Below are 25,917 nucleotides of genomic sequence, written 5' to 3'. Positions count from 1 at the left end.
TCATGCCAGCGCGCCTGCAAGTCCACCATGTGCAGTCTCCGCTGGCCGGGCCGTACACATTCGAACTGGCGGCCGGCGCCTGCATCACCATCTCGGGTCCCTCCGGTTCCGGTAAAAGCCTGCTGCTGCGCATGCTGTGCGACCTTGATCCCAACAGCGGCGAAGTGCTGCTTGACGGCGTATCGCGCGCCAATATGGCAGCACCGGTATGGCGCTCGCAGGTCGTCTACCAGCCTGCCGAACCGGCATGGTGGCTGCCTGCCGCCGACGCGCATTTCAAACCCGGCCAGATGCCGCGCGTGCGGGAACTGCTGCCGCAACTGAATCTATCGCCGTCGCTGCTCGATCAGGAAATCGGCCGGCTCTCGACCGGAGAACGCCAGCGCATGGCGTTGATACGCTCGCTGGCCTGTGATCCCAAGGTGCTCCTGCTCGACGAGCCGACAGCGGCACTGGACCCCGAATCGGTAGCCGCCACCGAAACCCTGCTGCGCAATGAACTGCTGAACGGCCTGTCGATCATCCTGGTTACGCACTCCGCAACGCAGGCGCAGGCGCTGGGCCAGCGCCATATGACCATGCACAACCGCGTCCTCAGCGAGGCCGCAGCATGAACGCCATCCAGCCGGGCGCGATCGATCTTGCCGTCGCCTCGACGCTGGTGGTGCTGAACGCAGGCATTTCGGCCTACCTGGGATTGCGCATGCAGCGCATGATGCTGTGGTCCGCCGTCCGCATGGTGGTGCAGCTGCTGCTGGTTGGCCTGGTGCTGCGCTGGGTATTCGCGCTGGCGTCGCCCGCAGCCACATTGGCCGTGGCCTTGCTCATGATCGTCGCTGCCGCGCGCGAAGTGGCGATACGGCCAGCGCACGGCCTTCGCGGCTGGCCCGGCGTCGGACTGGCGACAGCCAGCGTGGGATTGTCGAGCATTGCCACAGTGGTGCTGGCGCTGCTGACGGTGCTGCACCCAACGCCATGGTACGAGCCCCGCTACGCCATACCGCTCATAGGCATCGTCCTTGGTAATGTGCTCAACTCCGCCAGCCTGGGACTGGACACCTTTTACGGCGGCGTGGTCAACGCGCGCGCCGCGATAGAAGCGCAACTGGTACTGGGCGCCACGCGCAACGAAGCGCTGGCGCCGCTGATACGCGACTCGGTCCGCAAAGGCCTCATCCCCATCATCAACCAGATGTCAGCGGCCGGCATCATCACCCTGCCCGGCATCATGACGGGCCAGATCCTCGCCGGCATGGACCCGATGGACGCCGTGCGCTATCAGATCCTGCTGATGTTCCTGCTGGCCGGCGGCAGCGGCATCGCTGTCACGCTGGCCGTCTATCTGGCCGCGCGCAGCATCACGGACGAGCGCCACCGCCTGCGCCTGGAACGTTTGACAAGCCGCTGAACGCCACCAGCAGCATGCCGCCAGCCAGTGCCGCAAAGGCCCACTGCAAACCGACGGCATGCGCCACGAAGCCAATCACGCCCGGACCTGCAAGAATGCCTGCATAGCCGATGGTGGAAATCGCGCTGACCGCCAGGCTGGCCGGCATATCGCGCTGGCTGCCCGCTGCCGTGAACAGTACCGGCACGATGTTCGACGCACCGCAGCCAATCAGCACAAAGCCCGGCAGCGCCAGCCACGCCGACGGCGCCAGCACCACAAGCAGGAAGCCCGCAGCAGAAGCCAGGCCACCCAGCATCAGGATGCGGCGGCCGCCCCAGCGCTGCACGATCTTGTCGCCATTCAGACGGCCGATGGTCATGGCCACCGCAAACGCCGCGTAGCCCAGGCCGCCCTGCGCACCGCTCATGCCGCCATTGGTCAGCATCACTGCGCTCCAGTCGAGCACCGCGCCTTCGGCCAGGAACACGAACATGCACAGCACGCCGATCACCACCACCGCACCGCGCGGCACCACCAGCAGCGGCGCATCACGTTCCGCAGCAGGCGCCTCGCGCAGCAGATGCGGGCCTGCGCCCAGCAGCACCAGCGCCACAGCAAGCGTCATCACGACCGATGCGGTGACGATATCCAGCCCTGCCCACAGCATCGCACTCATGCTGCCAGCACCGGCGATACCGCCGACGCTGAACATGCCATGGAAGCCGGACATCAGCGCGCCGCCGTAATCCTTCTCCACGATCACCGCCTGCACGTTCATTGCCACATCCAGCGTGCCGATGGTGGCGCCGAACAGGAACAAGGTCAGCGCCAGCAAGGGCGCGCTGGGCGCAATCGCCAGGAAGGGAAACACGGCACAACAACCCAGGCCGGACCACATGATGACGCGGCGGCAGCCAAAGCGCGCCGCCAGCACACCGGTCACCGGCATCGCCAGCAGCGAGCCGATGCCAAGGCACAGCAGCAGCAAGCCCAGTTGCGCCGCTTCGACGCCGGTGCGCGATTGCGCATACGGCACCAATGGCGCCCACGAAGACATGGCCATGCCGGCCGCAAGAAAAGCCAGTCGCGTGGAAACGCGCTGTTTCAAACCGTAGTTGTTCATAGTGTCAGGCGCCGGCGCGCAGCAAGCGGGTACCGGCGGCGGCATAGGCCTCCGCCGCTGCTTCGCTCGTTTCGGCTTCGACGATCAAATGGGTTAATTGGGAAATCGGCAGCACGCGATAGGACGCCACCGCGCCGATCTTGCTGGCGGTGGCAACCACTGCGGTCGCCTTGCTGTGTGCCGACAGACGGCGTTTGAATTCAGCTTCTTCGTAGTCGACTGCGGTGACACCCGCGTCCAGGTCCACACCGCAAGCGCCCACGAAGTACAGGTCAGGATGGATCAGTTCCACTTCACGCAGTGCGGTGCTGCCGACACTGCCGCCAAGGCTTTGCTTGATGCGCCCACCGATCATGATGAGATCGATATGTGGTTTCTCCAGCAGTTGTGCGGCGATGGAGGGAGCATTGGTCAGCACCGTCAGCGGCACCTCCGGCAACGCGCAGGCGATGGCCAGGTTGCTGGAACCCGCGTCCAGGAACAGTGTGCTGCCCGGCGCAATCAGCGTCACTGCCGCCGCAGCCAGGCGCGATTTGTCGGACTGCTGCCGTTCCATGCGCTGCACCAGCGTGCCGCTCTCGGGCGCGTTTGGCATACGCACCGCGCCGCCATAGACCTTCTGGCACAAACCGGCGGCGGCGAGGTCGCGCAGGTCGCGCCGCAGCGTGTCTTCGGTGACGTTGAGCTCTTGCGCCAGCGTGGCCGCAATGACGCGGCCCTCGGTATTAAGTTGCGCCAGTATGTAGGCGTGCCGCTCTTGCAGCAGGAGGTTTTCTCGTTTCATGGACGAGATTATACACAAATACGCAATATCGCGCACAAATGCGCATAAACGTGGATTTATTCCGCATCAGTATCGGCGTCAGCGGCTCCCAGCAGCAGTTGCGCGGCGTCGGCGGGCAGCGCCTCGACGGTTTTCAACTTGCGCGCCATCTGGCGGCTGCGCGTTTCCGCTGATTCGATATTCTTGGCGGCGCGCTCCAGCGTCAGCTTGGTGGCGGCCAGCACATCGCCGAACTTGGAAAATTCGGTCTTCACCGCGCCCAGCACCTGCCACACTTCCGACGAACGCTTTTCCAGCGCCAGCGTGCGGAAGCCCATTTGCAGACTATTCAGCAGCGCCGTCAGCGTGGACGGACCGGCAATGCTGATCCGGCTCACGCGCTGCAGCTCATCGGCCAGGCCAGGACGACGCATCACTTCCGCATACAAGCCTTCGGTGGGCAGGAACAGAATTGCAAAATCGGTGGTGTGCGGTGGCGAGACGTATTTCTCGGCGATGGTTTTGGCTTCCGTGCGTACTGCACGTTCCAGTTCGCGCCCGGCGAGGGCCACGCCTTCCGCGTCCGCGCTGTCGGCCGCTTCCAGCAGACGTTCGTACTGCTCTTTCGGGAACTTGGCGTCTATCGGCATCCAGACCGGCGTGCCGTTGTCGCTCTGGCCCGGCAGCTTGAGCGCAAACTCCACGCGCGCGCCGCTGCCGGCGATGGTTTCGACATTCTTTGCATACTGGTCCGGCGTGAGCACCTGTTCCAGCAGCATCTCCAGCTGCACCTCGCCCCAGGTGCCGCGCGTCTTCACATTGGTCAGCACGCGTTTCAGATCGCCGACGCCCATGGCCAGCTGCTGCATCTCACCCAGGCCCTGGTGCACGCGCTCCAGCCGTTCGGACACTTGCTGGAACGAGGCGGTCAGGCGCGACTCCAGCGTCGCATGCAGTTTTTCATCCACTGTCTTGCGCATCTCTTCCAGACGCGCACCGTTGTCGGCTTGCAGATCCTTGATCTTGGCCTCCAACATCACACGCACTTCCAGCATGCGCTGGTTCATGCTGTCGGCGAACAGCTTGAGGCTGCGCGCCTGCTCGTGACGCGCAGCCAGGCCTTGCTCGTCGAGCTGGCGGCGCACGGCGTCGAACTGCTGCACGACGGCGGAATTGCTGGTCTGCGCCGTGGTTTGCAGCTGCATGCGGACTTCACGCTCGACACGTTCGATGCGCTCCGCAAGATCACCGTGGCCGCCGCTGCGGGAACGCAGCAGCACCAGCACCTGCAACACAATCACCGCAGCGAGTGCGGCCAGCAATACAAGGAATGCGGTCTGGGTCATGGCGTCAATCCGGCTTGTTGCGCATCCAGTCGGCGGTCTGGAAGAAGGAGTTCATGAGGCGCACGCGCAGTTCGGTATCGATGCCGACATCTTCCATTGCCCACGCCATGCAGCGCAGCCACTGGTCGCGTTCCTGCGTGCCGATTGCGAACGGCATATGGCGCATGCGCAAACGCGGATGGCCATGCGCCTGCTGGTACAGGTCCGGGCCGCCCATCCAGCCGCTCAGGAACATGAACAAACGCTGGTTGGCGTTTTCCAGCGAGGGGCCGTGCACGGAGCGCAGCAGCTGGAACTCAGGTTCGAGTTCCATCAGATCATAAAAGCGATCGACCATCGCGCGGATGGTCGATTCGCCGCCAATTACTTCGTAAAGGGTGCGGGATTCTTCAGTCATACCCGCAATGATAGCTTATACCAGGGCCAGCTTGCGCAGGCGGCGCGTGGACGACCAGCTCTCCAGATCGACCTGGTGGCGGATCTCGTCACAGGCTTGAACAATGCGCGCCAGCTGCACGCGATTGAGGCCGGAATTGAGCGTCAGCCGCACCAGTGACCGGTTCTTGGGCGTCGCCGGTGCGCAGAACATGGCGCCATACACGCCGTGCTGCTCGAGCAGCTTGCGCAGCGCCAGCGTTCTCGGCTCCGGCCCTGGCTCGAGCGCGATGATCTGCTCGCAGCCGTCACTGACGTTGTAGCCCAGGGCGCCCAGTTCTTCCCGCAATGTGCGCGCGTGCGCGTGCAGCGCGGCGCGGCGGTCGTCGGCAGCGGCGATGAAATCGATGGCCGCGTCAAACCATGCCAGCTCATGCCCCAGCAGGCAGGAGCTGAATATCGCCGGGCGCGACTCGGACAGAAAGTAGCCCTTGAAATGGCTGGAACAGGTAATGAAGCCGGCACGCCCGGCAAATGCCTTTGCCAGCGACGCCGTGCGGAAATGTACCCGCTCACTCAATCCCAGCGACGCCACCAGTCCGGCGCCGCGCGGCCCGTGCGTACCCAGCGAGTGCGACTCGTCCACCAGCAGCATGCAGCCGCCGCGCTCCGCGATCTCCACCAGTTCCACCAGCGGCGCCACGCTGCCGTTGGTGCTGTACAGCGCATCGACCACAATCAGGCCGCGGCCGTGACGCTGCAGCTGTTTGCGCAAATGATCCATATCGTTGTGCAGGAAGGAGACGGGCGTCGCGCCCGACGACTGCACGCCCTCCCACAGCGAAGCATGCGCCTGCATGTCCAGGTACACAGGAATGCCCGGCCCCGTGAGCGTCTGCACCAGCCCGACGTTGGCGGCCCAGCCGGATTGCGCCAGTATCCCATCCTCCGCCCCCATGAACTGCGCCAGCTTGAGTTCCAGCCGGTGCTGGGTACTGTCCTCCTGCAGGTAGACGGCAGACATCAGCAATTCACCATGGCGATGCTGCAAGGCCGACATCTGCGCGCCGACCAGCGCCGGCTCGCCGGCCAGGCACAGGTAGTCGTTACCGGCCAGGAAAACCGCGTTGGCCGGCGTAGGCTGCCAGGCGTGCGGATGTTCGCCGCCCAGCAGTTGCTCGATACGGGTGATGTAGTGCCGGTCCATGCGCCGGGTGACAAAGTCCGGCAGATGCGAAGGCAGCAGGGTCTGGGCAACGGCGTAGTTCATGTCGCGTCTCCTTGAGTTTTGAACAATGATGGTTGTTTTTCTAAGCATTGCAGTGCCACCATGCGGCGAAAAAAACTCAACGAGATTGATACGGATCAATCAGCGTTTTAATGTCGCAAAACGCGTTGTAATTTAAGGCCATCATGGCAACTTGATGAAAATCAAGATTCCCATGACATCCACCCTGCAAGAACGCTGGAAGCGCTGGCAGCACGGACTGGTACAGTCCCTGCTCCTATATCACGGCCGTGAAGACCACGCGACCGTGCGCGTTCTGCTGCTCGCCTGCATCGGCACGGTCGCCATGCCGCTCTATTACGTGATCTGGCATCACTTCTTCCCGCAGGATTTCGAGTCGCTGCCGCTGCGGCTACTGGGCATACTGCTGTGCGCGGTGGGATTGTTTGCGCGCCAGTTCAGCCGGCAGGTGCTCAACCTCTATCTGCTGGTCACGCTGAGCTACATCTTTCCGTTCTTCTTCACGCTGATGTTTTTGATGAACCATGGTTCCGGCGTATGGAGCGAGTCGCTGCTGATCGGCCTGGTGGTGCTGTTTCACTTCGATACCGGACTGGCGCTGCGCGCGTACGCCATCGGCACCCTGCTGGCCTGCACCGCCGCCATATCGCAGGGTGCGGGCGACGCGCTGCTCAGTCGGCAAGTCCTGCAGCAGCTGCCGATCCACTGGTTCACCATCGCCGTGCTGTCAGCGGCTAAGATCAGCCGCCACGTGCTGGCGCAGGAAAAGCTGACCGGCATGGGCGCCGGCCTGGCCACCGTGGCGCACGAGTTGCGCACTCCGCTCACCAGCGTCGACGCCAATGTGCGCGGCGTGCTGCGGCTCATGGCGGACCAGCGGAGCGAGCGAATTCCCATCGTCGACGCGCTCGCGCGCATCCAGTTTGAAGTCCGCCATATGAACCACATGATCGACCTGTTCCTGCTGAGCGCGACGGCGGTGCGGCAGAATCTGCGCCCGGTGGAAATGGTGTCGATGGAGTCGGTGGTGGAATCGGTGCTGAAACGCTATCCCTTCTCCAGCCATAAACAGCAGAAGATGGTGCGGCTGGAGGTGCGCCGCAACTTCCACTTCTCCGGCCAGACCGAGCTGGCCGTGGTCGTGCTGCTCAACCTGATGCGCAACGCCCTGCGCGCCGTGCAGCGCGCAGGCAAGGGCCGCGTGCGTATCGTCATCGACGGCAGCCAGCGCATGCCGCGCCTGCTCTTCATCGACACTGGCTGCGGCATCGCCATGCAGCACATGCCGATGATCTTCCGCCGCTTTTACTCCCACCCGCCGCACAACGGCGCCGGCATCGGTCTGGCGCTGTGCCAGGAAATCATGGAAGCCTGGGGTGCGAGCATCCGCTGCGTATCGCGCGAGAGCGCCTACGCCGTCTTCATCCTGGAATTCCCAGCGAGGTAATCATGCACCTGCCCGTCTACGCGCACCCCACCCTGACCGTACTGGTTGACGACAGCGACTCCTTTTTGAGCAGCCTGTCGTTCCAGCTCGATCCCATGCTGGCCAACAAAACCTTCCATGACACGACCGAGGCCCTGCACTGGCTGCGCAACAGCGCGCCGGATGCCAGCGTGCCGCTGCACGTCAACTTCGACATGCAAAACCTGCCGGCCGATCAATGCAATGTGGCGCTGGACCTGGAGCGCATCTACCGGATCAGCGAGCAGCGCCAGCGCTTTGCCGTGCCGTCGGTGCTGGTGGTGGACTACTCGATGCCGCAGATGAATGGCCTGGAATTCTGCGCCGCCGTTGCGCACCTGCCCTGCAAGAAGATCCTGTTCACCGGAGCGGCCGATGAAAAGATCGCCGTGGCCGCCTTCAACCGCGGCCTGATCGACCGCTACATCAAGAAGAGCGAAGACCACGCGCTGGACATCCTGGAGCTGGAAATCGCCGCGCTGCAGGACCGCTATTTCGACAGCCAGTCGGACACGCTGCGCGAGATGGTCGCGCTGCACGACTTCCGCTTCCTGTGCGACCCGGCGCTGACAGCCGTGGTGCGGGAGCTCAAGCGCAGCATGGGCTTTGTCGAGCACTACATCTTCCCCAACCCCACCGGCATCCTGTTCCTCGACCAGCAGGGCAAGGCCACGCTGATGATGATAGAAACCGAACAGGGCATGTGCGCGCAATACGAAATCGCCCGCGACAGCGAGGCGCCGCGCTCGCTCCTCAACGCGCTGCTGGAACGCCGCGTGCTCGCCTTCTTCAGCGATCCATTCGGCGACGGCATGTACACCAACAGCATGAGCGAAAACTGGCACCGCTACACGGCAGCGCCCCAGGTCTGCGTGGGACAGGAGACCTACTACTGGGCGCTGTTCGACCTGCCCGGCCACTACTTTGGACAGCGCCCCTACACCTATGCACAGTTCCTGCAGGAGCTGCAGCCGCAGATCATTGCGGCTTAAGCCTCGCGCAGCGTTTGCAGCGGCGGCTGGCGCAGCACATTGCGCAAGCCCAGCCAGCCGCCGGCAATCGCGCACAGCGCGCCCGCCAGCAGGCCAACCAGCCACACCACAGGACTGAAGCTCCAGGCAAACTTGAACTGATAGGTGGCCAGCGCCCAGCCCATGGCCGCCGCACCGGTCGCCGCCAGCACGCCGGACAAGGCGCCCACCAGCGTGAATTCGATCAGCTGCGCCTGCGACAGCTGCTTGCGCGTCGCACCCAGCGCGCGCAACAGGCCCGCTTCGCGCGTGCGTTCATCCTGCGATCCCATCAGGGCGGCATACAGCACCAGCACGCCCGATGCCAGCGTGAAGACGAACAGGAACTCCACCGCCGTAATCACTTGGTCCAGTACCGCCTGCACCTGGCGCAGAATGCCGCCGACATCGACGATGGTCAGGTTGGGGAAGTCGCGCGTCAAGCCGTTCATCACCGCGCCCTGGCCTTGCGGCAGGTGGAACGCCGTGATCCAGCTCTGCGAGATTTCCGTCATCGCTGCCGGATTGATGATGACGAAGAAATTCACGCGCATCGAGCCCCAATCGAGCTTGCGGATGCTGGTGATGGTGACGTCCACCGGCGTACCGGCGATATCGAAGCGCAGCTTGTCGCCCAGTTTCCAGTTCAGGTTTTTGGCGATGCCCTCTTCCACCGACGCCTCCGGGAAGCCCGGTTTATCCTCGAACCACTTGCCTTCCTTGATCTTGTTTTCGGCCTGCATCTGCGCCATGGTGGACAGGTTGAACTCGCGGTCTGCCAGCCCTTTGGCGCGCTCGTCGGTGTAGGTTTCCGCCGTCACCGCAGCGCCATTCACGGTGGTCAGGCGGCCGCGTATCATCGGATACTGCGGCGCATAGCTCACACCCGCCGCCTTGAGGCGCGCGGCGATGTCCGCCTGCTGCTCCGGCTGGATGTTGATGATGAAGCGGTTCGGCGCATCCGGCGGCGTGGCATTGCGCCAGGCCGTCATCAGGTCGCCGCGCACCACGGTCAGCACCAGCAGCGCCATCATGCCCAGCGCCAGCGAGACGATCTGCACGATGGTGGCGCCGGGGCGGCGCTGCAAGGACGTAACCGCAAAGCGCCAGCTCTGATGGTCAATCGCGCCGCGCAGGGAGCGCAGCGAACGCAGTCCCAGCCAGCCCACCAGGCCAAACACCGCAAACGCGCCGATAAAGCCCAGCGCCGTGTAGAGCGCCATCGTCGGATCGCCGGCCTGCCACAGCAGCAGCGCGACAAAACCCGCCATGCCGATGCCGTAGGTGGCCAGCGCACTCACCTGCGGCGGGTCCTGCTCGCGGCGGATCACGCGGTTATGCGGCACCTTGCGCAGTTGCAGTATCGGCGGCAGCGCAAATGCCGCCAGCAGCAGGATGCCGATGGCCATGCCCTGCAATGCCGGATACATGGTGGGCGCCGGCAGCTCGCTGGACACCAGCGCACCCAGCACCTCCAGCAGCACATAGTGGCCGGCAAAGCCAACGAGCACGCCGGCGGCGCTGCCGAGCAGACCCACCAGCAGGAATTCGATCAGATACATCGCCGTCACCTGGTTTTGCGTCAGGCCCAGGCAGCGCAGCATGGCGCAGGCGTCGAGATGGCGCTGCATGAAGCGGCGCGCCGCCATCGCCACGGCCACCGCCGCCAGCATCGCCGACAGCAGGCCGACCAGCGACAGGAAGCGGTCCGCGCGTTCCAGCGTGCTTTGCATTTCAGGGCGGTTGTCGAGCGACTCGACGCGCACGCCCTTGATATTTCCGCGCTTGATTTCCGCTTCCAGCCATGTCTGATAAGCCCTGGCGGCAGCGGCGCCGTTCTTCAGCGATGGCGGCGCGCTGGCCAGCAAGCGGTAATTCACACGCGAACCTGGCTGGATCAGATTGGTCGCCGCCAGATCGTCGAGCGCAAACATCACGCGCGGTGCGAACGCCAGGAAGTTGGCGCCGCGATCCGGCTCCGCAGCGATGAGCTGCGTGATGGTGAAGCTTTTGTCGCCGAGCTTGAGCTGCTGGCCTACGGCAGTTTTCAGACTGCCCAGCATGCCCGGCTCGACCCACACCGTGCCCGGGGCTGGCACTGTGGCGGCAGGCGTGCCGATGCTTTGTTCCGCCTGCGCCGCATCGGTGGTGATTTTCACCTTGCCGCGCAGCGGATAACCGGGGCCGACTGCCTTCAACGCCGCCAGCATGGAACTGGATTGCTCGCCCTCGCCCGCCTGCGCCATGCTCGGGAAGCTGATGGTATCGGTCACCACCAGTCCACGCTGTACCGCCTGCGCACGCCATTCGGCCCGCACCGGCAGATCCGCGCTGACGGCCACGTCGGCGCCCAGCAGCTGATGGGCGTCGCGATCGAGTCCGCTGCGCAGGCGATCGATAAAGAAGCCAGTGGCCGACAAGGCGGCCACCGCTACCGTCAGCGCAATCAGCAGAAAGCGCAGCTGACCGGCGCGCCAGTCGCGCGCGGTCATTTTCAGGGCGAGTTTGAACATTTAGACCTTGGCAAAGAATGCGTCGACTTCATCCAGATACTGCTGCTTCTGCGCCGCCGGCAGGAAGGCCGCCGCAAAGCTGTTGCGCGCCAGGCGCTGCGCATGGGACAGGCCCAGCGGCAGCGCCTCGAACGTGGCGATGAAGTTATCGTTCATATAGCCGCCGAAGTAAGCCGGATCGTCGGAATTGACGGTGGCCACGATGTTGGCGTTCAGCAGGTCGAGGATATTGTGCTGTTCCATCTTGTCGAACACGCACAGCTTGATGTTGGACAGCGGACACACCGTCAGCGCCATCTGTTCACGCGCCAGACGTTCGGTCAGCGCCGGATCTTCGAGGCAGCGCACACCGTGGTCGATGCGCTCGACCTTGAGCGTGTCCAGTGCGGTGTAGATGTAGGCTGGCGGACCTTCTTCGCCCGCGTGCGCCACCAGGTGCAGGCCCAGCTCGCGGCAGCGCGCAAACACGCGTGCAAACTTCTCCGGCGGATTGCCGACTTCGGACGAGTCCAGGCCGACGCCGATGAACTTGTCGCGGTACGGCAGCGCCGCCTCCAGCGTGACAATGGCATCCTCTTCCGACAGGTGGCGCAGGAAGCACAGGATCAGCGTGGCGCTGACCGGGCTGTCCTGGCAGGCGCGGTAGATGCCGTTGATGATGACGTCCATCGCCACGCCACGGTGCGTATGCGTTTGCGGATCGAAGAAGATTTCCGTATGCCGCACATTATCTTCTTCCGTACGTTTCAGATACGCGGCGGTCATATCGTAGAAGTCCTGCTCCTTCAACAGCACGCTGGCGCCAGCGTAATAGATGTCGAGGAAGGATTGCAGGTCGGTGAAAGCATACGCCGCGCGCAGTTCTTCCACCGAGCCGTACGCCAGCTTGACGCCATTGCGTTCGGCCAGCGCGAAGATCAGTTCCGGCTCCAGCGAGCCTTCGATGTGAATATGCAGCTCGGCTTTCGGCATCTGCTGCAAAACGCGGCGTAATTGTTCGTTCAACATTGGTTTTTTTCCTGTTACTGGGGTTACTGAATCAAGTCATCTTATCGCATGCCGCAAGAGTGTGTCAGCACATCTTTCAAAGGCATGATACTGTGGTGTTTAAGGACCATAAAACACCATGAAAAACACGTGTGCAGTGCGATTTTTATTTTTAAAATCAAATAGTTACGAAAGAGTATTAACGATATTACGACATATCTTTTGACTTCCTGCACCAATAGCGCAATAATCAATTTCATAGACGTAAGAAGCGTTACGACCAACACATAAAAGCCGCCATCCGGCCATAAAGCCAGCTCATCGGCGCGGGCAATCCGCGCCACCCAAAGAAGCTGACCACGAAGAAAAACAAGATCAAAAGGAATTATACGAACCAGAGCCAGGGCAGGTGAACTGCCGGTGACTCGTGACAAGCAGGTTTCCATCATAAAAGGACATTCACATGACCATTTTTGACAACTACGCCGCACGATACGAACGGACCAAAGAAGAAGAGATGTCCATGAAGGAGTATCTCGAACTTTGCAAGAAAGACCGGCTGACCTATGCCAGCGCTGCCGAGCGCATGCTGGCCGCCATTGGCGAACCGACCTTGGTCGATACGCGCAATGACACCCGGCTGTCGCGCATCTTTGCGAACAAGGTCATCAAGATTTATCCGGCGTTCCGCGAGTTCTACGGTACGGAAGAAGTCATCGAGCAAGTAGTGTCCTACTTCCGTCATGCCGCGCAGGGCCTGGAAGAACGCAAGCAGATCCTTTACCTGCTGGGTCCGGTGGGCGGCGGTAAATCGTCGATTGCGGAAAAACTCAAGTCACTGATGGAACATGTGCCCTTCTATTGCCTGAAGGGTTCGCCGGTAAATGAATCGCCGCTGGGGCTGTTCAACGAGGAAGAGGATGGCACCATCCTCGAAGAAGATTACGGCATCCCGCGCCGCTACCTGCGCAATATCCCGTCGCCATGGGCGGTGAAGCGCCTGCATGAATTCAACGGCGACATCAACCAGTTCCGCGTGGTGCGGCGCTACCCTTCCGTGCTGAAACAGGTGGCCATCTCCAAGACCGAGCCGGGTGATGAAAACAACCAGGACATCTCGTCGCTGGTCGGCAAGGTCGATATCCGCAAGCTGGAAGATTATTCGCAGGACGATCCCGATGCCTACAGCTACTCGGGCGGACTGTGCCTGGCCAACCAGGGCCTGATGGAATTCGTCGAGATGTTCAAGGCGCCCATCAAGGTGCTGCACCCGCTGCTGACCGCCACGCAGGAAGGCAATTACAAAGGCACGGAAGGCTTTGGCGCGATCCCGTTTGACGGCATCGTGCTGGCGCACTCGAACGAGTCGGAGTGGAAGTCGTTCAAGAACAACCGCAACAACGAGGCGTTCCTTGACCGTATCTACATCGTCAAAGTGCCGTACTGCCTGCGCGTGACCGACGAGATCAAGATTTACGACAAGCTGCTGTTCAATTCCTCGCTGTCGGCAGCGCCTTGCGCACCCGGCACCTTGCGCATGATGGCGCAGTTTGCCATCCTGTCGCGCCTGAAAGATCCCGAGAACTCCAGCGTGTTCAGCAAGATGCTGGTCTACGATGGCGAAAACCTCAAGGACACCGACCCCAAAGCCAAGTCGCTCCATGAGTATGTGGACTATGCCGGCGTCGACGAGGGCATGAATGGTTTGTCGACGCGCTTTGCGTTCAAGATCCTGTCCAAGGTCTTCAACTTCGACAATACGGAAGTGGCGGCCAATCCGGTGCACCTGCTGTACGTGCTGGAGCAGCAGGTAGAGCGCGAGCAGTTCCCGCCCGAACTGGAGCAGAAGTACTTCTCGTATATCAAGGAGCACCTGGCCCAGCGCTACGTCGAATTCATCGGCAAGGAAATCCAGACTGCGTACCTGGAATCCTATTCCGAGTATGGCCAGAACATCTTCGACCGTTATGTGACCTTTGCCGACTTCTGGATCCAGGATCAGGAATACCGCGATCCCGATACCGGCGAAAGCTTCGACCGCGAGTCGCTCAACAACGAGCTGGAGAAAATCGAAAAACCGGCTGGCATCTCGAATCCGAAAGACTTCCGTAACGAGATCGTCAACTTCGGCCTGCGTGCGCGCGCCAATAACGGCGGCAAGAATCCGGCGTGGACCAGTTATGAAAAATTCCGCACCGTGATCGAGAAGAAGATGTTCTCCAACACGGAAGAACTGCTGCCGGTGATTTCGTTCAACGCCAAGGCCAGCGCGGAAGACGCCAACAAGCACGCCGACTTTGTCGCGCGCATGGTGGAAAAAGGCTACACGGCCAAGCAGGTACGCTTGCTGTGCGAATGGTATCTGCGTGTGAGGAAGTCGTCCTAAGCAGCAACTGCGCGCCTCCTGTGCACAGGAGGCGCGGCGCCGACCAATAGCAGCAGGAGGCATCTTTTGACTTACCTCATCGACCGACGTTTGCAGGGCAAGAACAAGTCCGCAGTCAACCGCGAACGCTTCTTACGACGCTACAAGGCCCAGATCAAGGACGCGGTGGGACGCGCCATCAAAGGCCGTTCCATCACCGACGTTGAGAACGGCGAAAAAGTCTCCATCCCGGTCAAGGATGTGAGCGAGCCCTCGTTTGGCCATGCCCATGGCGGCATCTGGGAAGTGGTCAACCCGGGCAACCAGGAATACCAGAAAGGCGACCAGATCAACCGCCCCAAAGGCGGTGGCGGCGCCGGCCGCGGCAAGGCCGGCAATAGCGACCAGCTCACCGAGGACGATTTCATCTTCGAGCTGTCGCGCGAAGAGTTCATGAACTACTTCTTCGAAGACCTGGAACTGCCGCACATGGTCAAGACCCAGCTGACCGCCTCCACCGATTTCAAGAACCAGCGCGCCGGCTACAATATGTCGGGCACGCCGTCGAACATCCACGTGCTGCGCTCGCTGCGCGGCGCCCTGGGCCGCCGCATTGCCGTTGGCGGCAGCTCGCGCAAGCGCGTCGTCGAGGCCGAGCGCGAGCTGGAAGAGCTGCTGCTGGAAGGCGTGCCGCTGCAGGACCCGCGCGTGGTCGAGCTCAAAAAGCTGATCCACCATCTGCACACGCGGCTGCTGGCCATCCCGTTCATCGATCCGTTCGACCTGCGCTATACCAACCGCGTCAAGGTGCCCAAGCCGATGACGCAGGCGGTGATGTTCTGCATCATGGACGTCTCCGGCTCGATGGACGAGACGCGCAAGGATACGGCCAAGCGCTTCTTCATCCTGCTCTACCTGTTCCTCAAGCGCGTGTACGACAAGATTGAAGTCGTGTTCATCCGCCATCACACGGCTGCGGCCGAGGTGGACGAGGAAGAATTCTTCCACTCGCGCGAGTCGGGCGGCACGGTGGTGTCCTCCGCCCTGCACCTGCTGGACAAGGTTATCGATGAGCGCTTTGGCGGCGGCAGCTGGAACGCTTATGTGGCCCAGGCCTCGGACGGCGACAACTGGGACAACGACTCCGTGCTGTGCCGCCAGCTGCTGGTCAACACCATCATGCCCAAGGTGCAGTACTACACCTATGTCGAGATCACCGATGGCCCGCCGCAAAACCTGTGGGAGCAGTACTCGCAGGTGCCGGACCACCATCCGCACTTCGCCATGCAGAAAATTGTGACGCCGGCTGATATTTATCCGGTATTCCGTGAACTGTTCAAGAAACAGCCGAAGTAGTGGAGCACATTGATGAACGACATGACGCCCAAGCCCAAGCATCCGAACGCCCTGCCGGAGCAATCCGAATGGACATTTGAGCTGATCGAGCAGATACACCAGGAAATCCGCCGCGTGGCCGAGGGCTTCGGGCTGGATACTTATCCGAACCAGCTGGAAATCATCACGGCCGAGCAGATGATGGATGCCTACACCTCGGTCGGCATGCCGGTGTCGTACAACCACTGGTCCTTCGGCAAGCACTTCCTCAGCACCGAAAAAGGCTATAAGCGCGGGCAGATGGGGCTGGCCTACGAAATCGTCATCAACTCCAACCCGTGCATCGCCTATCTGATGGAGGAGAACAGCCTGACCATGCAGTCGCTGGTGATTGCGCACGCGGCCTATGGTCACAATTCCTTCTTCAAGGGGAACTACCTGTTCCGCACCTGGACTGATGCCGACGCCATCGTCGACTACATGGTGTTTGCCAAGAATTACATCGCCGAATGCGAGCAGCGCCACGGCATTGATGCGGTCGAACTGCTGCTGGATTCCTGCCATGCCATTCAGAACTACGGCGTCGACCGCTACAAGCGGCCGGCCAAGCTGTCGCTGGCGCAGGAACGTGCGCGCCAGAAGGAGCGCGAGGCCTACGTGCAGTCGCAGATCAACGAACTGTGGCGCACCTTGCCCCGGCGCGAGGAAGAGGAAGTCAACAAGGCCGCGCCGCGCTTCCCGCCCGAGCCTGAGGAAAACCTGCTGTACTTTATCGAAAAGTACGCGCCGCTGCTGGAGCCATGGCAGCGCGAGATGGTCCGCATCGTGCGCAAGATTTCCCAGTACTTCTACCCGCAGCGCCAGACGCAGGTCATGAACGAAGGCTGGGCCACGTTCTGGCACTACACCATCCTCAACCAGTTGTACGATGAGGGCGTGGTCAGCGACGGCTTCATGATGGAGTTTTTAAAGAGCCACACCAACGTGGTCTACCAGCCGCCCGTCAACAGCCCCTACTACAGCGGCATCAATCCGTATGCGCTGGGCTTTGCCATGATGACCGACATCCGCCGCATCTGCGAACACCCGACCGACGAAGACCGCGAGTGGTTCCCCGACATCGCCGGCAGCGACTGGCGCAAGACGCTGGACTTCGCGATGCGCAATTTCAAAGACGAAAGCTTCATTGCCCAATACCTTTCGCCCAAGCTGATCCGCGAGTTCCACTTCTTTGCCGTGCTGGACGACGACAATAATGAAAAACTCAGCGTGTCCGCCATCCACGACAACCTGGGCTACCGATACGTGCGCCAGCAGCTTGCAGAACAATATAACCTCGGTAACCGTGAACCCAACATCCAGGTCTGGTCGGTCAATACGCAGGACGACCGCGCGCTGACCTTGCGCCATACCCAGTTCCAGCGCCGTCCCCTGAACCAGCAGGCCGGCGAGGTCCTGAAGCACGTTGCACGCTTATGGGGCTTCGACGTCCATCTGGAAACCGTGGCGCCCAATGGCGACGTTGTCAGTTCACTCGAAGTCAAACGGGAGAAACGCGGCCGTATTCCCTGACCCAACATATATATAAGGCTTTTTGTACGCCGTGACTATCAGGCACGGCTCTTGCAAGAGTCTGAACCGGGGTCGGCGAGGGCGCGCCGGCCCCGGTTTTTTCGTTGAGGGCACGGCACGAACCGGAAGTCAATATTTTTCTGCCTTGAACGGCCTGGCGAACCGAGCAAGAATTTCACATAAGAAACATTTGCGGCCAAATTATCAATTGTTCGTAGTAAAATTACCTGGATAAAATTCCGTTTTTGTCCTTAAGGGAAAACTAAGTAACGTCGTGGTGCGTCAGCGCACAAAAATGCGCTGGGCAATCTTGTTGATTGGGCCAGAACGGTGCAAAGTGAGCGCTACCACATAGGAAAACCCTATGAAATTTAACCGGTTTTAGGGATGAAAATTCTATGTAAAATCAAGAATTCGTATGTATAATTCGCCGACGTCCCGGATGCGGCTGTTGTTTTGTGTCGCCATTTTGGGGTTTAAGTAGCACCAAAGAGAGTTGGTATTGGAGAAAGCAGGCATGAATTTCACGCACAACGAGAAAAGCACCGGGAAGAACTTTACAGGCATCACTATTGTCGTTTTGTTGCACCTCCTGGTTGCTTATGGGATCGTGACGGGCTTGGGAAAACGTCTGGTGGCCAAAATGGTCGCACCAGTGGAGACCAAGATCATTGAGGAGGTCAAACCTCCTCCACCGAAAGAACTCCCACCACCGCCACCTCCGCCAGAGATGAAGGCACCACCACCGCCATTCATCCCGCCAGTTGAGGTGAACGTGCAGCAGCCCCCACCACCGCAGAACGTGATCGCTAACGCGACCAACGTGAAACCGGCAACGACGGATATCCGTCCAGCACCACCAGCCCAGCCAGCGCCTACCCCAGGCCCAGCGAAAACTGGCGTGCGTACCGCTGCTGTGGTTGACTTCAGCACTTGCGCCAAGCCGGAATGGCCGAAGTCGTCCCTGCGTAACGAAGAAACCGGTACTGTCCAGCTGTCGTTCCTGATTGCTGCCGACGGTCACGTTGCCGAGGGTAAGGTTGTGAAATCAAGCGGCTTTAGAGATCTGGATAAAGCTGCGGTCGCTGGTATTACGAAGTGCCGTTTCAAACCGGCTACTGAAGACGGCGTACCGAAAGAAGGCTGGCAGCAGATGCAATACGTCTGGACGCTGGAGTAAAACCGAGGCAGAACACCGTCTCAATTAGTAATTTTCGTTGTCACTACGCCAGCGATCTGATTATTTTATCAATTTGGAGGAAGCATGTTTAAGAATACCCGTTTGTCCGCTGTACTGGCCGCTGTGCTGTTCTCGGTGACCGCAGCCACCGCCCTGGTAAGCGCCCCAGCGTTCGCTGACGCGCCAGCCTCGGCAGCCGCTTCGGCCCCAGCAGCCGCTCCAGCGGATGCGGCAGCAGCACCTGCGCCAGCAGCAGAAGCTCCAGCAGCACCAGCAGCTCACGGTAAAGAAGAAGTAGACAATCCATACGGCTTCGCTGCTGTGTGGGAAGCAGGCTTCGTTTCGCGCGGCACCCTGATCATCCTGTCGCTGATGTCGATGGGTTCGTGGTACATCATCATCACCAAACTGATCGACCAGACCAAGATCTTCAAACAGTCGAAAGAAACTTCGGCCAAGTTCTGGAAAGCTTCGTCGATCGCTGCTGGTTCGGCTTCGCTGACCGAAGGTTCGCCATTCCGCTTCATCGCTGAAACCGGCACCAAGGCTACCCAGCACCATGACGGCGCCCTGCTGGAACAAATCGACCTGTCGACCTGGGTGACCATGTCGATCCAACGCGCTGTTGACAAAGTTCAATCGCGTCTGCAAGACGGCCTGTCGTTCCTGGCAACCGTGGGTTCGACCGCACCGTTCATCGGTCTGTTCGGTACCGTTTGGGGTATTTACAATGCACTGATCGCCATCGGCATGTCCGGTAACGCATCGATCGACAAAGTAGCAGGTCCAGTGGGTGAAGCGCTGATCATGACCGCTTTCGGTCTGTTCGTGGCAGTTCCAGCCGTTCTGGGTTACAACTGGCTGGTACGTCGTAACAAGTCGGCAATGGAAGACGTACGTGCTTTCTCGGCTGACGTTCACTCGGTGCTGATCTCGGGCGCAATGTCGACCGCAACCGGCTCCAAAAAAGTTGGGTAATTAACCATGTCCATGTCCGTAGGCTCCGATAGCGGAGACGAAGATCAAGTCATGTCGGAAATCAACACGACGCCCCTCGTGGACATCATGTTGGTTCTGCTGATTATCTTCCTGATCACGAGCCCGGTTGTTCTGAAGCTGATCAAGATCAAGCTGCCAGAAGAAACCAACCAGGTTATTCAGACCAAGCCGGAAGACGTGAACATTGTCGTGAGCAAAGATGGCGACATCTACTGGAATCAACGTAAGATGCGCGATGCGAACGAACTGTTCGACAATCTGAAGGTGGAAGCTGTTAAATTGCCTCAGCCGGAAGTCCACGTACGCGGTGACCAAGAGACCCGCTACGAAGCAATCGGCAAGGTTATTTACACTACCCAGCGTGCTGGTATTCAGAAGGTCGGCTTCATCACCGAACCGCCTGATAAGGGTTAATACCCGACAGTGCATCGCAGACCTGATACGTCAGGTCTGCCCTTCTTAAAAGGAAACATCATGAGTATGAATGTCGGCTCCCCATCCGCAGGCGCGGATCCGGAACCAATGATGGAAATGAATATGACGCCCCTCATCGACGTGATGCTGGTGCTGATTATCATGATGATCATTACGATTCCTAAAGCCAACCATTCGGTCAACCTGAACATGCCGGTCGGCACCCCGCCACCGCCAACCAAGGAACCAGTGGTCATTACGATTGACGTCGACTTCGACGGTACGATTCTGTGGGATAACGCAGTGGTTCCTGACCGCGGCACCCTGGAAGCGAAACTGACCGATGTCGCAGCGCAAGCTGATCAGCCGGAAGTGCATCTGCGTCCGAACAAGCTGGTGTCGTACAAAGTCGTAGCAGGCGTGATGGCTTCGGCTCAACGTCTGGGCGTGACCAAAATTGGTCTGGTCGGTAACGAACAGTTCCAGTAATACGTCCCATGTAAAATAATAGGCAGGACCCTTCCTGCCTATTTTCGTTTTTTGATGAAAGAAAACTCACCCATGACCAAGTTTCGTCTCGCTCATCTCGGCCTGGTAATGGCCGCTATTGGTTTTACTGCAGCAGCCCCCATCGCAGGTTTCTCGTCGGTCGCCTACGCAGCAGAAACGGTGCGCGCAGAAATCGGCAAACCATTGCAAGAAGCACAGAAACTGGCCGCGGCCGGCAAGAACAAGGAAGCACTTGCCAAACTGAAAGAAACTGACGCAGTCGGCGGCAAAACCGCCAATGAAACCTATCTGATCGAGCGCACCCGTGCCTCGGCTGCTGTGGCTGCTGGCGATAATGACGCCGCTGCCCGCGCCTTTGAGTCGGTCATCAATTCGGGCAAGCTGTCGCCTGCCGAATCCGCCAAATTCTCGGAAGCCCTGGCTGGTATCTACTACCGCGCCAAGGACTACAACAAAGCTGTGACCTGGTTCCAGCGCGTGCTGAAAGACAATCCAAACAATAGCTCGGCACACGAATACATCGTCCAGATCCTGTACACCTCGGGCAAATATGCTGAGGCGGCCAAAGAGCTGCAGTCCACCAAAAACCTGAGCGAAAACCAGCTGGGCATGCTGGCCAACATCCAGCTCAAGCAGAACGACAAAGCCGGCTACGTGCAGACCCTGGAAAAGATGGCTGCCAGCTATCCAAAAGCCCAGACCTGGGCCGACCTGCTGCAACGCGTCCAGACCAAACCAGGCTTCTCGTCGACGCTGTCGCTGGACCTGCTGCGTCTGCGCCTGTCGCTGGGCCTGCTGACCAAGCCAAACGACTACATGGAAATGAGCCAGCTGGCACTGCAAGCAGGCAACCCGGCTGAAGCCATCAAGATCATCGACCAGGGCTACAAAAAAGGCGCACTGGGCACCGGTGCAGATGCTGCCCGTCACCAGCGTCTGAAAGACCTGGCCGCCAAGACCCAGACCGAGTTCGACGCCAAACTGGCTGCGAACCAGGCGGAAGCTGAAAAAGCCAAGGATGCTGACGCGCTGGCCAACCTGGGCTTCGCCCTGGTTTCGCAAGGCAAGGCTGACAAAGGTCTGCCACTGCTGGACGAAGCTGTAAAACTGGGTACCGGTAAAAATCCGGAAGCCATCAAACTGCACCAGGGCCTGGCGCAGAACATCGCTGGCAAGAAAGCGGCTGCGCTGAACACCCTGAAATCGGTCAAAGGCACGGACGGCACCGCCGACCTGGCCCGCTACTGGACCATGAACATTAACCATCCGATGTAATTCGGATAGGCTGATGCACAAAGCGCTGTCCGGCCCGCCGGCAGCGCTTTTTTTTCGCTTTGAGGGATTCCCCGTATAATCCCCTATTTGCGACAAGTTTCCCCCAAGATTCCCATGAAGGTATTTCGAGGTCTTCCCAATGCAGCGGCGCGTGCGCCCTGCGCGCTCACGATCGGCAACTTTGACGGTGTCCACCTGGGCCACCAGGCATTGCTGGCCCGCGTGCGCGCTGCCGCCTCCAGGCTGGAACTGGAAGCGGCCGTGATGACCTTTGAACCGCATCCGCGTGAATTCTTCGCCCGCAAGGCTGGCGATCTGTCGCGCGCCCCGGCCCGCATCGCCAACCTGCGCGACAAGCTGCAATCGCTGTCCGACAACGGCATCGACCGCGTCATCGTCGAACACTTCTCCGATTCCTTTGCCGCGCTGACGCCGCAGGAGTTCACCGAGAAAGTGCTGGTCGAAGGGCTGCACGTCAAATGGCTGATGGTCGGCGACGACTTCTGCTACGGCGCCCGCCGCGCAGGCAATGTGCAGATGCTGCTGGAAGCGGGCCAGAAATACGGCTTCCACGTCGAGACCCTGCCGACCGTGATGAACGGCAGCACCCGCATCTCGTCTTCCGCCGTGCGCGCCGCGCTGGGCGAAGGCGATTTTCTGCATGCCGAAGCACTGCTGGGCCATCCCTACGCCATCTCCGGCCATGTGATCCACGGCCAGAAACTGGGCCGCACGCTGGGCTTCCCGACCCTGAACCTGCGCGTGCCGCACCGCCCTGCGCTGTCGGGCATCTTCATCGTGCAGGTGCATGGTTTGAGCGAACAGCCGCTACCCGCCGTGGCCAGCCTGGGCGTGCGCCCGACCGTGGATGACAGCGGCCGCGTGCTGCTGGAAGTGCATGTGTTCGACTTCGCCCAGAACTGCTACGGCAAACAGGTGCGCGTCGAATTCCTGCAAAAAATCCGCAACGAAGAAAAGTACATCGACCTGCCGACGCTGACCGCCGCGATCGACCGCGACGCCGCCATCGCCCGCGACTTCTTCGCCAAGCGCGCCACCGACCGAATTTGACCGCGCGATCAGCTACGAGCGCCGGCTACACAGAACACCCAAATAAATCACTGAACGCATACCATGTCCGATAACAAATCTGCAAAGAAGCCTGAAAGTAAATACCCGGTCAACATGACCGAAACCCCGTTCCCGATGCGCGGCGATATGGCCAAGCGCGAGCCGAACTGGGTCCAGCAATGGCAAACCAAGAAAATCTATGAGCGCGTGCGCAAGGCTGCCGCCGGCCGTCCTAAATTCATCCTGCACGACGGTCCTCCGTACGCCAACGGCGACATCCACATCGGCCACGCCGTCAACAAGATCCTGAAAGACATGGTGGTCAAGGCCCGCACCTTCGCCGGCTACGACGCGCCGTATGTGCCGGGCTGGGATTGCCACGGCATGCCAATCGAAATCCAGATCGAAAAACAGTACGGCAAAAACCTGCCGACCGCCGACGTGCTGACCAAGGCCCGCGCCTACGCGCTCGAGCAGGTCGACCGCCAGCGCAAGGACTTCATCCGCCTGGGCGTACTGGGCGAATGGCAGAATCCTTACCTGACCATGAACTATTCCAACGAGGCCGACGAACTGCGCGCCCTCGGCAAGATGCTGGAAAAAGGCTATGTCTATCGCGGTCTGAAGCCGGTCAACTGGTGCTTCGACTGCCAGTCCGCACTGGCCGAAGCGGAAGTGGAATACCAGGACAAGCGCGACCCGGCGATTGACGTCGGCTTCAAGTTTGCCGAATTCGACAAGCTGGCCAGCGCCTTCGGCCTGGACAAGCTGCCAACCGAAAACGGCTTCATCGTCATCTGGACCACCACGCCATGGACCATCCCGTCCAACCAGGCGCTGAACGTGCATCCGGAACTGAAATACGCGCTGGTCGAGACCTCGCGCGATGGCCAGCCTTTGCTGCTGATCCTGGCCCAGGACCTGGTGGAATCCTGCCTGGCGCGCTACAAGCTGGAAGGCGTCACCATCGCCACCTGCGACGGCGCAGCGCTGAGCGGCATCAGCTTCCGTCATCCGCTGCACGCATCGGACGCCTTCTACGACCGCCTGTCGCCGATGTATCTGGCGGACTACGTGACCGCAGACAGCGGCACCGGCGTGGTCCACTCGGCGCCAGCTTATGGCCTGGACGACTTCATCTCGTGCAAGGCGCACGGCCTGAAGGACGAACAGATCCTGACCCCGGTGCTGGGCGACGGCAAATACGCCGAATCGCTGCCGCTGTTCGGCGGCATGACCATCTGGGAAGCCTCCAAGCCAGTCTGCGCCGCGCTGAAGGATGCGGGCGCGCTGTTTGAAGTCAAAATGTTCGACCACAGCTACATGCACTGCTGGCGCCATAAAACGCCGATCATCTACCGCGCCACCTCGCAGTGGTTCGCCGGCATGGACGTGCATCCAAACGACGGCGGCGCCACGCTGCGCCAGGCCGCGCTGGCCGGCATCGAGCAGACCGAATTCTTCCCGGACTGGGGCAAGGCGCGCCTGCACGGCATGATCGCCAACCGTCCCGACTGGACCCTGTCGCGTCAGCGCCAGTGGGGCGTGCCGATGGCCTTCGTGGTCCACAAGGAAACCGGCGCCCTGCATCCACGCACGCCGGAACTGCTGGAACAGGTGGCCAAGCTGATCGAACAAGGCGGCATCGATGCCTGGCAGGCGCTGGACCTGAAAGATCTGATCGGCGACGAAGCGGCGCACTACCAGAAGAACAAGGATACGCTGGACGTCTGGTTCGACTCCGGTTCGACCCACCAGACCGTGCTGCGCGGCTCGCACAAGGAGCAATCGGCCTTCCCTGCTGACCTGTACCTGGAAGGTTCGGACCAGCACCGCGGCTGGTTCCACTCGTCGCTGCTGACTTCCTCGATGCTGAACGGCGCCCCGCCGTACAAGGCGCTGCTGACCCACGGCTTCGTGGTCGATGGCGAAGGCAAGAAGATGTCCAAGTCGATCGGCAACACCGTGGCGCCGCAAGACGTCTGGAACAAGCTGGGCGCCGACATGCTGCGCCTGTGGGTGGCCTCGACCGACTACACCGGTGAACTGTCGATCTCCGACGAGATCCTCAAGCGCGTGACCGAATCGTATCGCCGCATCCGCAACACGCTGCGCTTCCTGCTGGCCAACCTGTCCGACTTCGACGCCGCCAAAGACGCCGTGCCGGTCGCCGAGCTGCTGGAAATCGACCGCTACGCCATCGCCAACATGGCGCAGCTGCAGAAGGAAATCGAAGCGCACTATATGCAGTACGAATTCCAGCCGGTTTACTCCAAACTGCAGAACTACTGCTCGGAAGACCTGGGCGGCTTCTACCTGGACATCCTGAAAGACCGTCTGTACACCACCGGCGTGACCTCGTCGTCGCGCCGTTCGGCCCAGACCGCGCTGTGGCACCTGACCCAAAGCCTGCTGCGTCTAATGGCGCCTGCGCTGTCCTTCACCGCCGAAGAAGCATGGGAAATCTTCGCCGGTGCAGAAGGCTGGAAAGCCAGCGACGAAACCATCTTCACCCAGACCTGGTGGCAGTTGCCGGAACTGGCCGATGCCGAAGCCCTGCTGGCCAAGTACGCAACGCTGCGTGCAGTGCGTACCGAAGTCACCAAGCAGCTGGAAGACCTGCGCACCTCCGGCGCGATCGGCTCCTCGCTGCAGGCGGAACTGAGCATCAAGGCTGCCGGCGACAAGTTCAAGGCGCTGGCCAGCCTGGATGATGACCTCAAGTTCATCTTCATCACCTCGCTGGCATCGGTGACCGAAGTGGCGGCGGAAGCGGAAGAAGCAGTCGCCGTGGCGGCATCGACGGCCGAAAAGTGCGAGCGTTGCTGGCACTACCGCGCCGACGTTGGCGCCCACGCAGACCATCCGACCCTGTGCGGCCGCTGCTACAGCAACCTGTTTGGTGCGGGCGAAAAACGCAAGTTCGCTTAATATGACGGCCGCCGCGTTTTAAAAGAACGCGGCGGCGACGCCGC

Annotated in this window: 22 protein-coding genes; 14 read left to right on the top strand and 8 right to left on the bottom strand. The window is 60.8% G+C overall.

The genetic code is table 11. From position 1 onward, the window contains the following. Positions 1 to 2: 2 nt before the first annotated feature. Positions 3 to 614: an ATP-binding cassette domain-containing protein gene (locus GTP58_RS19745; protein ID WP_161078857.1), complete on the top strand. Its 612-nt coding sequence runs from the start codon at positions 3 to 5 to the stop codon at positions 612 to 614. Further along, entirely contained in the window at positions 611 to 1,408 is a 798-nt protein-coding gene (gene fetB / locus GTP58_RS19740) for an iron export ABC transporter permease subunit FetB (protein ID WP_161078856.1), read from the top strand. The genes GTP58_RS19745 and fetB overlap by 4 nt, the downstream gene beginning before the upstream one ends. Here fetB and GTP58_RS19735 read toward each other — a convergent pair. Genes GTP58_RS19735 through cqsA form a run of 5 tightly spaced genes read right to left on the bottom strand, consistent with a single transcriptional unit; the run spans position 1,359 to position 6,267 of the window. Continuing rightward, entirely contained in the window at positions 1,359 to 2,513 is a 1,155-nt protein-coding gene (locus GTP58_RS19735) for an MFS transporter (RefSeq protein ID WP_161078855.1), read from the bottom strand. The genes fetB and GTP58_RS19735 overlap by 50 nt on opposite strands. Positions 2,514 to 2,517: 4 nt before the next feature. After that, a complete protein-coding gene (locus GTP58_RS19730) occupies positions 2,518 to 3,297 on the bottom strand; it encodes a DeoR/GlpR family DNA-binding transcription regulator (RefSeq protein WP_161078854.1) in 780 nt (259 codons plus the stop codon). Between the two features lie 56 nt (positions 3,298 to 3,353). Beyond that, on the bottom strand, positions 3,354 to 4,622 hold the full coding sequence (locus GTP58_RS19725; protein WP_161078853.1) for a DNA recombination protein RmuC: 1,269 nt from the start codon (positions 4,620 to 4,622) through the stop codon (positions 3,354 to 3,356). A 4-nt stretch (positions 4,623 to 4,626) separates the two neighbouring features. Beyond that, the gene (locus GTP58_RS19720) at positions 4,627 to 5,019 is read right to left on the bottom strand and encodes a group II truncated hemoglobin (RefSeq protein WP_072781468.1); all 393 of its coding nucleotides are present in this window, start codon (positions 5,017 to 5,019) and stop codon (positions 4,627 to 4,629) included. Between the two features lie 15 nt (positions 5,020 to 5,034). Beyond that, entirely contained in the window at positions 5,035 to 6,267 is a 1,233-nt protein-coding gene (cqsA, locus tag GTP58_RS19715; RefSeq protein WP_161078852.1) for an alpha-hydroxyketone-type quorum-sensing autoinducer synthase, read from the bottom strand. Between the two features lie 154 nt (positions 6,268 to 6,421). On the opposite strand from cqsA, the gene GTP58_RS19710 reads away from it, so the two are divergent. Both GTP58_RS19710 and GTP58_RS19705 read left to right on the top strand, forming a co-directional pair. Further along, the gene (locus GTP58_RS19710; RefSeq protein WP_229215642.1) at positions 6,422 to 7,693 is read left to right on the top strand and encodes a HAMP domain-containing sensor histidine kinase; all 1,272 of its coding nucleotides are present in this window, start codon (positions 6,422 to 6,424) and stop codon (positions 7,691 to 7,693) included. Positions 7,694 to 7,695: 2 nt separating this feature from the next. Next, a complete protein-coding gene (locus tag GTP58_RS19705; protein WP_161078851.1) occupies positions 7,696 to 8,703 on the top strand; it encodes a response regulator in 1,008 nt (335 codons plus the stop codon). On the opposite strand, the gene GTP58_RS19700 is transcribed toward GTP58_RS19705, so the two are convergent. From GTP58_RS19700 to GTP58_RS19690, 3 genes are read right to left on the bottom strand one after another with little or no spacing between them, the layout of a single operon-like run. Then, the gene (locus GTP58_RS19700; RefSeq protein WP_161078850.1) at positions 8,700 to 11,234 is read right to left on the bottom strand and encodes an ABC transporter permease; all 2,535 of its coding nucleotides are present in this window, start codon (positions 11,232 to 11,234) and stop codon (positions 8,700 to 8,702) included. The genes GTP58_RS19705 and GTP58_RS19700 overlap by 4 nt on opposite strands. Next, positions 11,235 to 12,242 carry an adenosine deaminase gene (locus tag GTP58_RS19695; protein WP_161078849.1) on the bottom strand — a complete coding sequence of 336 codons (1,008 nt, stop codon included), beginning with the start codon at positions 12,240 to 12,242 and terminating at the stop codon, positions 11,235 to 11,237. 41 nt (positions 12,243 to 12,283) lie between these two features. Beyond that, positions 12,284 to 12,655 (bottom strand): hypothetical protein, encoded by a 372-nt coding sequence (locus GTP58_RS19690; protein WP_161078848.1) that lies wholly within the window; start codon positions 12,653 to 12,655, stop codon positions 12,284 to 12,286. A 29-nt stretch (positions 12,656 to 12,684) separates the two neighbouring features. On the opposite strand from GTP58_RS19690, the gene GTP58_RS19685 reads away from it, so the two are divergent. From GTP58_RS19685 to ileS, 10 genes are all read left to right on the top strand, one after another. Then, entirely contained in the window at positions 12,685 to 14,607 is a 1,923-nt protein-coding gene (locus tag GTP58_RS19685; protein ID WP_072781478.1) for a PrkA family serine protein kinase, read from the top strand. 66 nt (positions 14,608 to 14,673) lie between these two features. Beyond that, positions 14,674 to 15,942 carry a YeaH/YhbH family protein gene (locus GTP58_RS19680; protein WP_072781479.1) on the top strand — a complete coding sequence of 423 codons (1,269 nt, stop codon included), beginning with the start codon at positions 14,674 to 14,676 and terminating at the stop codon, positions 15,940 to 15,942. A 12-nt stretch (positions 15,943 to 15,954) separates the two neighbouring features. Continuing rightward, positions 15,955 to 17,493, top strand: coding sequence for a SpoVR family protein (locus GTP58_RS19675; RefSeq protein ID WP_072781480.1), 1,539 nt, complete (start codon positions 15,955 to 15,957; stop codon positions 17,491 to 17,493). 517 nt (positions 17,494 to 18,010) lie between these two features. Further along, positions 18,011 to 18,673 (top strand): energy transducer TonB, encoded by a 663-nt coding sequence (locus tag GTP58_RS19670; protein ID WP_072781482.1) that lies wholly within the window; start codon positions 18,011 to 18,013, stop codon positions 18,671 to 18,673. Between the two features lie 84 nt (positions 18,674 to 18,757). Next, positions 18,758 to 19,651 carry a MotA/TolQ/ExbB proton channel family protein gene (locus GTP58_RS19665; RefSeq protein WP_167544246.1) on the top strand — a complete coding sequence of 298 codons (894 nt, stop codon included), beginning with the start codon at positions 18,758 to 18,760 and terminating at the stop codon, positions 19,649 to 19,651. A 6-nt stretch (positions 19,652 to 19,657) separates the two neighbouring features. Continuing rightward, the gene (locus GTP58_RS19660) at positions 19,658 to 20,086 is read left to right on the top strand and encodes a biopolymer transporter ExbD (RefSeq protein WP_072781483.1); all 429 of its coding nucleotides are present in this window, start codon (positions 19,658 to 19,660) and stop codon (positions 20,084 to 20,086) included. A 60-nt stretch (positions 20,087 to 20,146) separates the two neighbouring features. Next, positions 20,147 to 20,575 carry a biopolymer transporter ExbD gene (locus GTP58_RS19655; RefSeq protein ID WP_202413757.1) on the top strand — a complete coding sequence of 143 codons (429 nt, stop codon included), beginning with the start codon at positions 20,147 to 20,149 and terminating at the stop codon, positions 20,573 to 20,575. 72 nt (positions 20,576 to 20,647) lie between these two features. After that, positions 20,648 to 21,871: a lipopolysaccharide assembly protein LapB gene (locus tag GTP58_RS19650; protein ID WP_229215641.1), complete on the top strand. Its 1,224-nt coding sequence runs from the start codon at positions 20,648 to 20,650 to the stop codon at positions 21,869 to 21,871. A gap of 114 nt (positions 21,872 to 21,985) precedes the next feature. Beyond that, the gene (locus GTP58_RS19645; protein ID WP_161078847.1) at positions 21,986 to 22,942 is read left to right on the top strand and encodes a bifunctional riboflavin kinase/FAD synthetase; all 957 of its coding nucleotides are present in this window, start codon (positions 21,986 to 21,988) and stop codon (positions 22,940 to 22,942) included. Between the two features lie 63 nt (positions 22,943 to 23,005). Further along, positions 23,006 to 25,873, top strand: a complete 2,868-nt coding sequence (ileS, locus tag GTP58_RS19640) for an isoleucine--tRNA ligase (protein WP_161078846.1) — start codon at positions 23,006 to 23,008, stop codon at positions 25,871 to 25,873. Positions 25,874 to 25,917: the final 44 nt, after the last annotated feature.

This window comes from Duganella sp. CY15W, from assembly GCF_009857555.1.
Lineage (GTDB): Bacteria > Pseudomonadota > Gammaproteobacteria > Burkholderiales > Burkholderiaceae_D > Rugamonas > Rugamonas sacchari.
Note: the sequence above shows the minus strand (reverse complement) of the source record. Positions and strands in the feature narration are given on the sequence as shown.